Genomic DNA, 16205 nt, shown 5'->3' on the forward strand with positions numbered 1-16205 from the left:
TAGGAAGTTATATATTTTTAACTAAAAACTTCTTTCGCTATCTTTTTAGAGTTACTTTTTAAGAGTTTATTTATCTTTGGTAGGTAGGTCAAACAACACTTGGGTCATATATTTATTAGCCCATTTTTTACCAAAAGCTTTTTCTAGAACCCGACGGGTTTTACCATTTTGTTGTTGTTTTGTACAATAGTAATGCTGTCCAGCTAAGTTAGACATTTGCTGTTTACTAGAAACAGTCTGAGAATCCACCGCAGTTTGACAGTGAATCTTCAAAAATTCAACCACACGGGACAAGAATTGAGTTTCTTCTTCTGGGTCAGTTGGACGAATAAATAAACAATAGTCAGAGAAAATATCGCCCCATGCGGGTAGTCCATGGGATTCAGAAAACTCTAAAACTGGTGATTGGGATAGGGCTTGATGGTATTCTGAAGAAAGAGTAAGTTCTCGGTTAGCGGGAGATAAATCCACGATCGCCACACTTACTTTTCTAGGACCCGCTACTATATCACAACCGAACATAGGTAGAGAATAACTCGGATGAGGAAACATCACACAATGAAGAATATCCAATTCCTGTCCTACTTTTGCGAATTCCAAATGGAGTTTACGGAACTGAGGAGTTTTATAGCATTTATTTTCAATCACCACCTTTTTCCTTCCGAGTTTTCCTTCCACATGTCCTAACCCGTCGGGTAATTCATAGGAAATTAGGGGAAAATACTGTTCCCAATGACATTCGATGATATCAGCGAGTAGTCTTATCAAGGGGTTGAGTTGGGAGAGAACAGAAACGGGCGAAGTGTCTAACATACCGCTTACTAGCTACGATTTTCGAATAATTGGCGATGAGTGCTACACAAGGCAAGATTTATCCAAACAATCCTCCATTAGCATCAAACTCAATTGTTGCAGCCTTGGCTATTCTAGCATTATGTTAAGACATTAATTCAGTGTTGTCCCTTAAACTTCGGTGTTTTTCTAGCATAAAATATTACTAGTAGTTTATTGATTAAACTGAATTAATCGTTATAGTATCTGGAGTTAATATGTTTGGATTAGGATCGACGGAAATAGTAGTTATTATCAGTGTTGCTTTATTGATTTTTGGTCCTAAAAAAATCCCTAAAATTGGATCTACTTTGGGAAAAACTTGGCGAAAATTTAAAGATGAAGTTAATCCTTCCGAGGATGATTATTTTGATGACAAAAATTGAGTATTATTGTTAATTAATGATTATTTGCTACCGTAATTATGGGCTAATCTTAAAATTTAACTTAACTCAATATCCTAACACTAGATTTAGTCTTAATAAGACTAGATTTAAGAATAATATATTTTTTAAAAATTTATTGTTCAGAAATATGATTATTCAAGTTTATCTTTTATGAAAGTAGACAAGAATGATTTAAACTAAACAAATATATTTATCTCCTTGTTGAAGAGTGAAAAGCGTTGATAAATTTATTTTTATCGTAATTCAAACAAACTAATGAGACCTTGTTTGCCTTAAGACCTGTTAAGAACAATTACGGGCGTTACTTACTAAAGTGCAACAGTTAACCTTCCCACACCCCGTCAAAATAGATGGCGCAATCGATAGAAATTAACTAAGGATAGTTAAAAAATAAAGTTGCCGATTTAATCAACCTATTGAGTAAAAAAAATACAAAGAAGTGATTAGCTTTATCCTGTCTATTGAACTCATTGCCGACAAAACTGAAGAAGTTGATAAAAATTTAATTGAGGTCAACTGAAGTCATTGAAGATCTTACTAAAATTATTATCAATGTAGTGGCTGCTAACGACTTTGTTTGTGTCAGAGATACTTGAGTCCTACTATGAAAACTGAAATTCTCCCTAGCAGACTTCAAACCAATTGGCAACAAATTCAGAAGACAAATTGTTTGTTTGAACGCATTGTTTAAGACAGGGGTGCGATCAGAGTCGAGTCTTGATAAGGTAAATGTGGTGATTGTGGAAACACAATTCCAGAAAGCGAATAAATGATTTTTCTTCATTTTTGATGAAAATAGCTGTATTGTCAGGATACATCTCACTTAATAATCAGATTTCTCTATTATTGGACAGACCTAACCCATGCTAAACAAACCTGAAGTTCTCATTGAAGCCATCACCGCTAGAGAGATTTTAGACTCCCGTGGTCGCCCTACCATTGAAGCAGAAGTATTTCTTGAAACGGGTGCATTTGGTATCGCCCAAGTCCCTAGTGGGGCATCAACAGGTAGTTTTGAAGCCCACGAATTACGGGATAATGACCTTAACCGCTATGGTGGTAAAGGGGTACTCAACGCTGTCCGTAATGTTAAAGAAAAAATTGCACCCCAATTGTTGAATACTAACGCCTTTGATCAAACTTCTATTGACCAGAAAATGATTGATCGTGATGGGTCTTCTAATAAAAAAGAATTGGGAGCTAATGCTATTCTCTCAGTTTCTTTAGCGACGGCTAAAGCAGCAGCGGCTGAATTACAGATACCTCTTTATCGTTATTTAGGCGGTCCTTTAGCCAATGTTATCCCTGTCCCTATGATTAATGTCCTTAACGGTGGCTCCCATGCAGATAATAATGTTGACTTCCAAGAATTTATGGTGATGCCCATTGGGGCCGATTCTTTTAAGGAAGGGTTGCGTTGGGGGGCTGAAGTCTTCGCCACCCTGAGCAAAGTTCTCAAAGAACGTAACTTGTTGTCTGGCGTGGGGGATGAGGGTGGTTATGCTCCCGACCTTCGTTCTAATCAAGAAGCCTTAGATTTGCTAATTGAAGCCATTGAACGGGCAGGGTATAAACCTGGAGAACAAATGGCTTTGGCCATGGATGTGGCTTCAAGTGAGTTCTACAAAGATGGACAATATGTCTATGATGAGTCAGCCCATTCTTCCCAAGAATTTATTAAGTATTTAGCTAAATTAGTGGATCAATACCCTATTATCTCCATTGAAGATGGCTTACAAGAAGAGGACTGGGATAACTGGAAACTTCATACTGAGTCTTTGGGTTCTCGCATTCAATTAGTGGGGGATGATTTGTTTGTCACTAACCCAACTCGTTTACAGAAGGGAATCGATATGGGGGTTGCTAATTCCATTCTGATTAAACTCAATCAAATTGGAACCCTCACCGAAACCCTAGAAACTATTGCTTTAGCAACTCGTAAACAGTATAGTTCAGTAATTAGTCACCGTTCAGGAGAGACCTCAGACACTACTATTGCTGACTTAGCTGTAGCCACTCGCGCTGGACAGATTAAGACCGGTTCTTTGTGTCGCAGTGAACGGGTTGCTAAGTATAACCGATTGTTACGTATTGAAGAAGAGTTAGGTGATTGCGCTCTTTATGCTCCTAAGGTAGGTTTAGGCCCTCAATAAAGACTTAAATTACTTAGGCTTTGATTGATTTATTTTGCCCACCTCGAAAGGTGGGTTTGTTCTTTTTATAAATTTTTATACTTAAAAGGCATACACGAAAAATACATCCAACGTAGAACCCCAAACTCATAAAATTGTAGGGTGTATTGACATAACGCAATATACTAAAAAACTATTTAGGTGCATTACGGCATAAAGAAAGGAGAGAAACTCTCCAAAAAATTGGATTTTGCTTAACGTTCCTTACTTAATGTTTTGCCTAGGTCAGGTATCCTGATTCCTCACTTAGGTATTCAATCAGCTTTACGTGATGCAGGAGGAGCTGGAGGTGCAAATTCAGCCTTAGGAGTAGGACTGGGCTTTATAGTACCACTAGGGGCACCAAGAGGATTAGAAACAAGGGGTTGAGTTTTGGACGTAACTGTTGTTTGTGGGGGAGGACTCGATGGAGTAACTGACTGTTGTCTTGTCTGAGTTGGATCTGCTTGTTGAAAACGATTGTAGACGCGCTGACGGCGAATTACGGTTTGTTTTCTGCGACGGTTACTGAGCATAGACCTTGAACGCGACGATCCAGATCGTGTAGCCACTGTATATGATTTCTCTTTCGGGCTGATGGGTTCGGACTTGATGATTGGTTTACGTCCTTTGATATCGGGAACAAGCGGAAAAGACTCAATGGGGGTACCCTTAACGGCTTCCTTCATAAATTCTTTCCAAATAGCTGCAGCTGTGGTACTTGATCCCCTCGTGGGACGGTTATTGTCGTTCCCTAACCACACACCCGCTGTTAACTGGGGAATATAGCCAATAAACCATAAATCCCTGGCTTTATCAGAGGTTCCCGTTTTTCCTGCTACCGGTCGCTTTCCTAATTGAGCAGAGGTTCCGGTTCCTCCAGTAACTACCCCCTGTAGCATAGAAGTCATAACGGCAGTGGTATCGGAGTCGATCACTTCTTTAGGAGGAAATTTAGCTTGATATATAATCTGCCCGTGACGATCAAGAACGCGATTAATACCGTGAGCGCGTTGATGAATACCGAAGTTGGCTAAAGTTCCATAAGCACTGGTTAATTCGAGTAAATTAACTTCCCAGGCTCCCAATGCTAAGGAATAGGTCGGTTTTAACTCCGATTCAATACCCATCTTTTTTGCAATTTCAATGATGGGGTTCCATCCCACTTTTACCAATGTTTGAACGGCTACCACATTTAATGAAGAGGCGAGGGCCTTACGGATGGAAACAGGAACGCCGCTATAGCGATCACCATAATTTTCTGGTCGATAACCATCAACTATGTAGGGAGAGTTTTGGAAGGTTTGGTCAGGTGAAAGTCCGGCAGCGATCGCGGTAGCATAAACAAAAGTTTTAAAGGTAGACCCTGGTTGACGTTGAGCTTGAGTCACCCGATTATATTGATGATTTTTGTAGTCTTTTCCCCCAACCATTACTTTAATTTGTCCGTTACGAGGATCAACCGCCGTTAATGCTGCTTGTTTAAATCCTTGCCATCGACCATATTCTGTCACGGCTTTTTCAATAGCGGCTTCGGCGGCTTCTTGCCATTGATTATTGAGGGTGGTTTCTACCACAATCCCTCCCTGTTGCAACACCTCTTTAGAGAGATATTTCGGCAATTGAAGTTGAATATAATCGGTAAAATAGGGAGCTTTTCGTTTTAGCCGTTTGGGTTTACTGGGTTTTAGGACAATGGGGTCAGCAATTGCTTCTTTTACTTGGGAAGCACTAATAAAGCCCTTAATTTCCATTCTTTGTAGTACGAGGTTTCGGCGTTCGATAGTGGCTGCCTTGTTCTGGATAGGAGAATAAACACTGGGAGCAGGTACAATTCCTGCTAGGGTCGCCGCTTCAGCTATAGTTAGTTGCTCGATAGGTTTACTAAAATAGACCCAAGCTGCATCAGCAACCCCATAGGCTCCAGAGCCTAGATAAACCAAATTGAGATAATGTTCTAAGATTTGGTCTTTAGTCAATTTTCTTTCTATTTTCTGAGCCAAGCGCATTTCCTTGATTTTTCTGACTACGTTGATTTCCTGGTTCAAGAAAACAATGCGTGCTAGTTGTTGGGTGATCGTGCTTCCTCCTTCCACTACTTCTCCCGCCAGTAAGTTAGAAAAAGCTGCACGAATAACTCCATGGATATCAACCCCTCGATGATTCTTAAAGCGATGATCTTCACTGGCAATAAATGCTTGAATAACTAGGTCAGGAATCTGCCAAATTTTTAGTTTTTCATGAGTAACTGGACCTACTTCTTTAAGAATAATCCCATCAGATGATTTAATGATTAAGGTTTTAGGAGGAGAATAGGTAAGGACTTCTTCAACTGGTTCTGTGATACTACTTTCAAGTAGATATATGCCATATCCTAGGGCAATCACACCACTACTGGCTCCTAATCCTATTCCAAACAACAGACAAAATTTTGGATCATAGCTTATAGAGACAATTCGTTTGACAGAATAATTAATAAAGGTTTGGGACATCTCTTGACATAAGCTAACCAATTGAGGCAAAGTCTTAAAGATTTTTACTGAGAAACTGATTTCAGGTTGGCTTTTATCTTGGCAAGACTCACTTTCATCAGAGTCACTACCTAGACATTGATTTGTCTCTTCAAGGTTGTTTGATTTTAAGTGCAGAATTTGATCTATTTTCTCCCTAAACTTTGACCCTAATTGATTAAACACGCCTACTCCTCACCAAATCTTAATAACGGGTGTGATCTATCTAGATAATACATAATTTTTTGCTTAATGGATAAGTTATTGCCATTCATTTTAATCTATCGAGTTTAATTATAATTTTATTTCCCACCTATTAAATTAGATTAATCTAATTTATAGATAATTGTTTCAGCTCTTCTATACTTGCTGTCAAAACAATCATAGTAAACACAAGCTCAAAATCTTGTCTTCTAAAGTTTTTAATAAGACAATACTTATTTTTATAAACATCGAGTTTTTAGTATTGTAGAATACGGTTACAATAAAAGTGTTGAAAATTATTAGCCACTAATTTATAAAAACTAATCTAGGAGGTCCATTATTTTTGTCTCTATATCAGAATAAATATTATTGGCAAAAAAAATAAAATTATTTTCTTTTAAAAAAAATTTATTCAGATTTACATGTTTATTTTATCGTTATTTTTACAATACAAATTTATAGTGTTTTTAACCCTTGTTTAAATTTAATCTGTGCTTTAAATTCTAATTTTTTTGCGCACAATTACTATCTAAAAAACAACTACGAAGCTGACCATTTTGTTTATCTATTCTCTAAATAATGTCTTTTTAAGATCCTATTAATTTATAGATTAATTTCACTATATTACAAATAAAAACTTTATAATTTCTTCTTAAGTTAATAAGGTCTTGATTACTATATAATTGAGTTCCCACCACAATTCCTCTAGCCACATCCGTTGAATATAAAAATTCTCTTGTAGGAGAACCATCACCCCAAACAGGAAGGGTTTTATCTCCTCGTCGTTGAGCTTCATATACCTTACGGATCAAAGTAGGAATAACATGGGAACTATGAGGCTTAAAATTATCTTCGTGTTCATACAAATTAACTAGAAGCAGATAACGTCAAATGCACATTTAAAGCGATAGAATTGAAGTTGAACTAATAAGGCTTTTTTAGCAAAAGCATAGGGAACGTTAGTTTCTTTAGGGTAGCCATTCCAAAGATTATCTTCGTTGAAAGGAACAGGTGTGAACTTCGGGTAATAACAAATTATTCCAACACAGATAAACTTTTCTATTTCTGCTTCATAAGCAGCGTGAATTAATTGAGTTCCCATTATCAAATAATCGTAATATAATTCGGCGGGTTTTTCTCTATTTGAGCCAATCCCTCCCACATGGGCAGCTAAATGAAGAATAATATCGTGTTGATTAGCTACACGTTGACAATTTTTTAAAACCAGTAAGTCACAGTCTTGATAACGGAGAATAGTAATTTTTTCCGTATTGGCTACTGCTTGGACTAATTGATTGACAATTTGTTTGCCCAAAAATCCAGCACTGCCTGTCACTAAGATTTGCTTATTTATTAAATCTAGTATGGGTCAATTCTACTTAGAATTTTACTTCTTCAATTATTAACAATTTGAGGGCTAGGGTTGAGGGTAGGGAAATATTGGTTGTTATCTAAAAATAGGGATTATATATAAATAGCATAGCCAACATTTTATTTTTTTATTCAGGGTTAATAATGAAGGCTCAAGACTTATCATAAAAGCTCTAAAAGGTTTACTATGAGTAGCAGTACAAAGCGTAGATTATGATGTTACTGTGAAATGAATAGTGCATGAGCATACAAAATTTAGTAATTCTATCAATACCCTTATAGATATCATCGTTAGTTCACGGTTAAGCCTGTGGATCGACGAATATAAACATTATCTTTAACTAGTAGTGTTCGGTTTTCTACGTTTCCATTGGGGCGACGAATTCCCAAGACTGCTAAGTCTGCTTCTACTACCATCAAATGGACTAATTTTTCGGAGGTGACATAAAGCTTCCACTCCAGTTTTATTTTAGCTTTAGTTGGATCGCCTAGTAGTATATCGATTTCAGTCGGGCGAAGATAGTGTTTGTCGAAAGCAACGTAATCTTCCCAGTTAAGGTGAACGTAACTAAAGGAAAAATTTAGTAATTCTCGGATAGGATGAGTTTTTCCTGTAGCCATGACATAATCACCTGGTTGTTCTTGTTGGAGCATTAACCATATGGCTTTGACATAATCTTTGGCGTGTCCCCAATCCCGCCTAGAGTAGAGATTTCCCAAAAAGAGTTCTTTCTGAGTTCCGGCGATAATACGGGCAATTGTTCTGGTAATCTTTCTGGTAAAGAAGGTTTCTCCGCGACGGGGGGATTCATGGTTGAATACAATCCCATTACAGGCAAATAGATATAAGATTCTCGATAATTTACCGTTTGCCAATGAGCGTAAACTTTGGCACATGCGTAGGAACTACAAGGATAAAATGGGGTAGTTGATTTTTGAGGAATCTCTTGAACCTTCCCAAACTTTTCTTATGATCTTACTTGGTAAAAACGTACTTCAATTCCTGTACGGTGTTGGTAGTCTCGAATAGCTTCCAGAAGTTGCAAAGTCCCAATTTCCACTGAGTCTACAGTATATTCTGGAAAATCAAAACTGACCCGAACGTGAGATTGTGCTCCTAAATTATAGATACCAATAGGTTTGACTTCTTCTAAAATTCGACGCAGGATGGTACCATCAGTTAAATCTCCATAATAAAGGAATAATCTCACCCGAGAATTATGAAGATCAATGTACATATGATCTATGTGATTAGTATTAAAAGTTAAAGTTCGTCGAATAATCCCGTGAACTTCGTATCCCTGTTCTAATAAAAACTCACTTAGATAAGAACCATCTTGGCCAGTAATGCCTGTAATTAAGGCACGTTTAGGTTGATTCGTAGATGGATAGTTGTATACTTTTTAAGTTAAAAGTATTCAAGATCTAAGTCACTGTCAGTTATACGCATCGCTTTAATTTTTGTCTTTTTTATTTTAAAGTTGTTTGGCATAATAAAAAATTACAAACCATAGACTCCTTAGCTTTTTAAGCTCTAAAGTTATTATGAAATAAAAGCTAGTAAATCTTCTCAAAAAGAGACTAAAATATACCTACTTGCTTTGACTCATAAATAGTCTTCAATTTTGTAGTTTTTAAATAAAAAATTAGATTAAGTAAATTTTTTCAAAAAGTCCATTACAAGGAATTAGTTTGGATTTTACAACAATAAGTACGGGAAATTCTAGAGTATAATACAATCTATAGTCATAGTACCTTATAAAGAGATTGCATGCGAACTGAAACCGACAGTCTAGGAGCTATTGATGTCCCAGATGATTGTTACTGGGGAGCGCAAACTCAGCGCTCACTCCATTATTTTGCTATTGGAAATGATATCATGCCTCCAGAAATGATTAGGGCTTTTGGTATTTTGAAAAAGGCGGCAGCTAAAGTTAATTGTGATTTAGGAAAATTGCCCTCTGATAAAGTTGTATTAATTACACAAGCTGCAGATGAAGTCATTGCGGGAGACCTTTATTCTCACTTTCCTTTGAGTATTTGGCAAACAGGGAGTGGCACCCAAACCAACATGAATGCAAATGAAGTTATCGCAAACCGAGGTATTGAATTAGCGGGAGGTATTTTAGGGAGTAAAGACCCTATTCATCCCAATGATCATGTTAATATGTCTCAGTCTTCTAATGATACTTTTCCTACAGCGATGCACATTGCTACGGTGGAGAAAATCAAGTACAATCTGTTACCAATGGTGGTTAAATTGCGAGATGCTTTAGCAACAAAAAAAAATGAGTTTGACGACATTATAAAAATTGGTAGAACTCATCTTATGGATGCGGTTCCTTTAAGTTTGGGACAGGAATTTTCAGGCTATATTTCCCAACTTGATAAAAATATTGATCGAGTTCAACGAATTTTACCTGACCTCTATGAATTAGCCATCGGGGGAACGGCAGTTGGTACTGGGTTAAATACTCACCCAGATTTTGCCCAACGGGTTGCGGATGAAATCGCTCAATTAACCAATTTACCTTTTGTTTCTTCTCCCAATAAATTTGCCGCTTTAGCAGCCCATGATGCTATTGTGATGACCAGTGGAACCATTAAAACCTTAGCAGGTTCTTTAATGAAAATTGCCAATGATATTCGCTGGTTAGCATCGGGTCCTCGTTGTGGTTTAGGAGAATTAATATTACCGGCGAATGAACCGGGGTCTTCAATTATGCCAGGGAAAGTTAACCCCACGCAATGTGAAGCAATGACCATGGTTTGTGTACAAGTAATAGGTAATGATTCAGCTATAGGCATAGCAGGGAGTCAGGGAAATTTTGAACTCAATGTTTTTAAACCTATATTAATTTTTAATCTTCTAAATTCTATTCGATTATTAGCTGATGTTTGCTCTTCTTTTACAGACCATTTAGTTTTGGGTATTGAACCTAACAGGGAGCAAATTGAGGATTATTTAAACAATTCTCTAATGTTAGTAACTTCGCTAAATCCTCATATTGGCTATGATAATGCAGCAAAAGTCGCAAAGAAAGCTTATGTTGAACAGATGACTTTAAAGGAAGCCTGTGTTAGTTTAGGGTTTCTGTCTGCTGAAGAATTTGATCTTTTAGTTAGTCCTGAAGACATGGCTTATCCTTTACAGGATAAACCATAAACTATTATGTTCATGTCTAAATCTAAAAGTTTCAATAAAGTCCAAAAAATGATTGCTAATACCTGCAAAAAAATTGTAAAATCAGGTAAAAATTATTACTTGTTTTAAACAAATTAAATCAAACTAATCTCTATACTAAGTAATGGTATTTTTTAAAAAATTAATATAGGGGTTCAATAAAACTTATTTAAATTAAGCTATGTAAGCTGCAACAAAGTAGTAGGACATAGAACCGTTTCTTCTATATTAAGACCTATTAGGCAATTAGGTGGACTGTCAACTCGTACTAATAGAACTGGAGAATTTCCTAGTATCAAAATCTCAAACCAAGCTTAAAATTAATATCTTTATTGATTGGCGTAAATTTGACATTAATTTTAAACTGTTGAATAGGGTTTAGACTATGGTTTTTCGAGTCCAATTTATATTCATTTTCAAACACTCTCCCAGCTCATTTATTCTATTTTATTTATTGCCATTTGTTTGTTTTTAAAAGTCTTTAATACTAGTCCATATAAAAACACTTTTCTTATTTAGAAGAAGTAATGTGTATTTCACCTTTACTTTTTTTTGTCGGTATGTTCAATTTTTCTTGCTCCTTTTTTGAATCAAGTAGATAATAAATTACAGGAGATTAAAGTTTGATTTATTTAAATAATTTAAACATATTTTTCTCAAAGTTTTGCAGAGTTTTCCATAATTCCATTAATCCAAGTTTATTTGATCGCTCAGATGTTGTACAAACTGTCAGAAATCTATTTTAAATAAATGGCAATTTTTTCTATACTTTTAACCCCATTAATGATAGCATAATCGCACTAAGAAAGTGACTCTAAATAAACGTAAAAGATAAATTTTCTGTGCTCTACATCTATTTGATTAGAGTTAATTTTATATTCCTTTAGTTTATCTATATCAGAAATAACTATTTGTAATAAATACTTTGTTTAATTACTTAATTAAAATTATTTTTATCTTTAAATATATTTCTAGCAATTTTATAAAATTTTATTTCATGTAATTTCTCTTTTGTTATATTTAGCTATGTACTATACATTAGCATAAACAATATATACAATATTTTTTTATTAAAATTTAGATAATTATTTGTTAAAATAAGCAGTTTTGTACTTTTGTTGGATCTCTTTCTGAAAAACTTCGTATCTTCTTGTTTCTAAGTTCTTTGTTTTCCACTTATCATAATTTCTTAAAATTATTTTCTTCCTAGACTGATTCATCCAGAAATTGTACTTTTTAATAATTAAACTTAGCCTGCAATTTTTTCAACTTGCAATCCTCTTAGCTTTAAACATAATATTTCTGCCATTGTTCTTATTTTTAAGATAATTTTCGGATTGCAAGTCAACTTTAATATTTTTTATTCTTCTGATTCTATTAGCTAAATCTTTAGGCAGGCTGAGATCTAGTAATCGTTTTTTAAAATTACTTTTTCATTTTAGGATTTATTTAAGTTCACCTATTTTACTCAAATAAAATTTTCTCCTACCCCGACTTTAAATACATCAGTTCATCATATACGATATTGTTCTTGGAAAAATTAAATTAATTCAAGAGAAAAAACCCCTTATTATGTCTATGGAAAATTTGGCTATATTGGTGGAATATTAAATTGTTAAGGGAAGATGACATATTTTCACCCAAGCTAATATTTCAATTCAATCTATTGAAGTATTTTTAATTTCATTTAAAATTCAAGAGTTGACTAATAATAACGATCTTATTTAGAAGACGGTTAAAACTGCACAGTTTGCTGCTTCAGAAAAAGCAACTCATCCAAAAACTAAGAAGTAATCAGAAATTTGTAGGCAATTTGTCAAGTAAGTTTATAATTTCCTCTCGGAAGAGTCGTGGGACGGGCTGATCTAAGAGTAAGGTAAGACTGTTAACTCACGTAAATCCCAACAAAAGAGACTCAAAAGTCTTACTATTGAATAGTGCCTCGGATGGTAGTTCGATTAAATCAGTAACTTTCCCTTATTTCTTGACGGCAGAATTAGTAAGACTTTAATTGATGTCTAGCCATTCTCAGTAACATTAATAATTTCACAAGTATTTGTCCTTGTATTTTCTTTATAATTGGGTATTACGTTGGAAGCAGAAGAGGAGGGTTACAATACATTCTACTTATCCTCTACTATCTATCCCCTTCTTTTCCATCTGCTTAGAAAATGTATCTCAAAACCCTGCATTTACATAATTTTCGGAATTATTTTGAGCAATCAGTTAAATTTGATCAGCAAAAAACTATTTTGTTAGGAAATAATGCCCAAGGAAAGTCTAATATCCTTGAAGCAGTCGAATTATTAGCCACTCTCAAAAGTCATCGAACAAACTGTGATCGCGATTTAATTTTTGAAGGAAAGAAGATGGGGCAAATTTTGGGAAATGTTGAACGAACCCACGGTAAATCGGACCTTAGTATTATCCTGCGTTCCCCAGGAAGACGAACCTTAACTCTGAACCAGGAAAATCTACGCCGCCATCTGGAATTTTTGGGAAGTCTTAATGCGGTAGGGTTTTCGTCCTTAGACTTAGACTTAGTTAGGGGTTCACCTGATACTCGTCGAAGTTGGCTAGACACTCTATTAGTTCAACTAGAACCGGTTTATACCCATATATTACACGAATACTATCAAGTTTTACGTCAACGTAATGCCCTACTAAAAAAATTACGAAGAACAGTCGCCGAACAGGAAACATCTGCTGATTTAGAGTTCCAGATATCTCAATTGCACCTTTGGGATCGGCAGTTAGTAGAAACTGGTTCACGCGTAACAAGACGAAGGGCTAGAGTAATAGAAAGATTAACCTCTTTAGCTCAAATCTGGCATAAAAATATCAGTGGAGGACAAGAAATCTTAGAAATAACCTATCTACCTAATATTTTCTGTGATTCAGATGATCCAACCCAAGTGAAGGAAGCATTTCTTGATAGGCTGGAACAGCGTCGCATTGCAGAACAACAATTAGGGACAAGCTTAGTAGGACCTCATCGAGATGATGTCAAATTTACAATTAACCAAACTCCTGCTAAATCTTCTGGTTCCCAAGGACAACAGAGAACTCTTGTATTGTCTTTGAAATTGTCCGAGCTTCAATTAATTGAAGAGGTGATAGGAGAACCGCCATTATTATTACTCGATGATGTATTAGCTGAACTTGATCCGAATCGACAAAATCAACTATTAGAAGCAATTCAAGGGCGATTTCAAACAGTAATTACGACTACTTATCTACATTCTTTTAATGCTCAGTGGTTACAATCTTCCCAAATTCTTAAGGTAAAAGCTGGCAAAATTTATCTTTGTTAAAGGCTAATTCAGTAATTCTTTTAAGAAGATTAAATTATTAATAGATGCTCTCAAATTTATCAAATTATGTTGAAAATAACGCTCTCGCCTATCTTCCAGTTTTCACACTCCCCGACTTCTCTGCCCTCTTCTTCTATTAAGATTTGTAAGATTTAATCTGTTTACCCCGTTTCCAGTATGACAGCCTGATATATATAGTAAGGATATAGATAGGTCACATCAGCTTGACTGAAAGAATACGCTCTACATCAACGATTAGCCTGCGGCTGCTTTTATTTAGGAGAAGTAATATGACGAATCAAATAGTTTACGAAATTGCCGCATTGATGCTTGTTTTAGGAGCTTCTTGGGTTAACTATTGGCAACTTCGTCGTAGTAGCACGAAACGGGAATTAGAACTAGTTGACAAACAAAAACAAATTAACCAAGAGAAGGAAACTCTACATGAGCAGCTAACTCGTGCTGTTATGTCCAATGAAACGTTAACTCATGATCAAGAGCAAATCCAACATCAACTTGATGAAGTCTCTTGTCAACTTACTCATCTAAGAGAGACTATCAATCAAATAGAATTTGATAAGAATAATTTAGCTAAAAATTTAGAGAAAAAGCAGCAAGAAGTTACTATTTTAATCAAAAATTTAGATAAAAACAAAGAAAAATTTATATCCTTGGAAAAGGAGCTTAAAGAATCAGAAAGATTAAGATATAAATTACAAATTAAGCAACAAGAGGAAGTTTCTTCCCTCCAACAGCAACTTGACAGTTTATGTCGAGAAAAGGACTACACAGTCAATACATTACAAAAAAAATTAGAGAAGATTACTACTTTACAACAACAAGTAGATAGTTTGACTCAAGAAAAGAAAAAACTTGAAGAGATTCTCGATAAAAGAAATCAGCGAATAGTGTCTTTAGAAATGGAACTTCAGGGGTTAGCCGGAGAAAAAGAAGCTTTAGAAGCTACTCTACAACAAAAAGTAGATAGTTTAACTCAAGAGAAAAAAACTTTTGAAGAAACTATAATTAAAGAACGTGAACAACTAGCTACTTTGCAAAAGCAAGCTAAAGAAAAAGAAGCTTTAGAAGCTACTCTACAACAAAAAGTAGATAGTTTAACTCAAGAGAAAAAAACTTTTGAAGAAACTATAATTAAAGAACGTGAACAACTAGCTACTTTGCAAAAGCAAGCTAAAGAAAAAGAAGCTTTAGAAGCTACTCTACAACAAAAAGTAGATAGTTTAACTCAAGAAAAAAAAACTTTTGAAGAAACTATAATTAAAGAACGCGAACAACTAGCTACTTTGCAAAAGCAAGCTAAAGAAAAAGAAGCTTTAGAAGCTACTCTACAACAAAAAGTAGATAGTTTAACTCAAGAGAAAAAAACTTTTGAAGAAACTATAATTAAAGAACGTGAACAACTAGCTACTTTGCAAAAGCAAGCTAAAGAAAAAGAAGCTTTAGAAGCTACTCTACAACAAAAAGTAGATAGTTTAACTCAAGAAAAAAAAACTTTTGAAGAAACTATAATTAAAGAACGCGAACAACTAGCTACTTTGCAAAAGCAAGCTAAAGAAAAAGAAGCTTTAGAAGCTACCCTACAACAAAAAGTAGATAGTTTAACTCAAGAAAAAAAAAATCTTGAAGAAACTATAATTAAAGAACGTGAACAGGCGTCGAATTTAGAAGAAAAAATCAAAGGGTTAGAAACGCAACAATCGAATATTAAAGATATAAGTATTGAAGATAGTGTTGCTAAACCTTATGATATTCTATCTCAATCACAATCGATATTAGAAGAGACTCAAAAAGTTAGGAGAAAATCAACTAGAGGAAATACACGAGAAAACAAAGAACACAAAGAAAGTTTAAAACAAGAGGGTTTATTTGAGGGTAAAAAAGTAGTTGTATTAGGGAATTTATCCCAAATGAATCGAGATGAAGCTAAGTCGTATATTCAAAAAGCAGGAGGAACTTTAAGCAGCTCCCCTAGTTTCAAAACTCACTACGTTGTTGTGGGAAAAACTCCTGGTGAGAAACTAAGAAAAGCTCAAAAGTTTGGTATTTGTCAACTCTCAGAAACTGAATTTATCGAACTACTTGAATCGGCTGGAGTTTATGTTGATGTCAACTCTAAATAGTTAAGGTTATCTAAATGAAGTTATTGTCTATCTTAATTAAATCCCTAGATAAAATGTCCGCATCTCAAGCAG

The 16205-nt window shown here is 35.1% G+C and carries 7 protein-coding genes and 2 pseudogenes; 5 read left to right on the forward strand and 4 right to left on the reverse strand.

The genetic code is table 11. The annotated features are described in order from the left end of the window. Nucleotides 1–66: 66 nt before the first annotated feature. Nucleotides 67–813, reverse strand: coding sequence for a phycocyanobilin:ferredoxin oxidoreductase (locus tag RGRSB_RS09005; protein WP_119260759.1), 747 nt, complete (start codon nt 811–813; stop codon nt 67–69). Nucleotides 814–1049: 236 nt separating this feature from the next. Between RGRSB_RS09005 and RGRSB_RS09010 the strand changes: the two genes are divergently transcribed. Then, nucleotides 1050–1217, forward strand: a complete 168-nt coding sequence (locus RGRSB_RS09010; protein ID WP_119260760.1) for a Sec-independent protein translocase subunit TatA/TatB — start codon at nt 1050–1052, stop codon at nt 1215–1217. 884 nt (nt 1218–2101) lie between these two features. Further along, on the forward strand, nt 2102–3391 hold the full coding sequence (gene eno, locus RGRSB_RS09015) for a phosphopyruvate hydratase (RefSeq protein ID WP_119260761.1): 1290 nt from the start codon (nt 2102–2104) through the stop codon (nt 3389–3391). A 293-nt stretch (nt 3392–3684) separates the two neighbouring features. On the opposite strand, the gene RGRSB_RS09020 is transcribed toward eno, so the two are convergent. The 3 genes and pseudogenes from RGRSB_RS09020 to gmd all read right to left on the reverse strand — a co-directional run bounded on the left by RGRSB_RS09020 (nt 3685) and on the right by gmd (nt 8852). Beyond that, on the reverse strand, nt 3685–6105 hold the full coding sequence (locus RGRSB_RS09020) for a transglycosylase domain-containing protein (RefSeq protein WP_119260762.1): 2421 nt from the start codon (nt 6103–6105) through the stop codon (nt 3685–3687). A 474-nt stretch (nt 6106–6579) separates the two neighbouring features. Further along, nucleotides 6580–7489 (reverse strand): annotated as a pseudogene (locus tag RGRSB_RS09025) (NAD-dependent epimerase/dehydratase family protein). 296 nt (nt 7490–7785) lie between these two features. Then, nucleotides 7786–8852: pseudogene (gene gmd, locus RGRSB_RS09030) on the reverse strand (GDP-mannose 4,6-dehydratase). A gap of 413 nt (nt 8853–9265) precedes the next feature. Between gmd and fumC the strand changes: the two are divergent. From fumC to RGRSB_RS09045, 3 genes are all read left to right on the forward strand, one after another. Beyond that, a complete protein-coding gene (fumC, locus tag RGRSB_RS09035) occupies nt 9266–10660 on the forward strand; it encodes a class II fumarate hydratase (RefSeq protein ID WP_119260763.1) in 1395 nt (464 codons plus the stop codon). 2189 nt (nt 10661–12849) lie between these two features. After that, nucleotides 12850–13992: a DNA replication/repair protein RecF gene (recF, locus tag RGRSB_RS09040; RefSeq protein WP_119260764.1), complete on the forward strand. Its 1143-nt coding sequence runs from the start codon at nt 12850–12852 to the stop codon at nt 13990–13992. 290 nt (nt 13993–14282) lie between these two features. Next, complete coding sequence (locus RGRSB_RS09045) at nt 14283–16133, forward strand: BRCT domain-containing protein (protein WP_119260765.1); 1851 nt, start codon at nt 14283–14285, stop codon at nt 16131–16133. The last annotated feature ends 72 nt before the right edge of the window (nt 16134–16205 follow it).

Source organism: cyanobacterium endosymbiont of Rhopalodia gibberula, assembly GCF_003574135.1.
GTDB lineage: Bacteria > Cyanobacteriota > Cyanobacteriia > Cyanobacteriales > Microcystaceae > Rippkaea.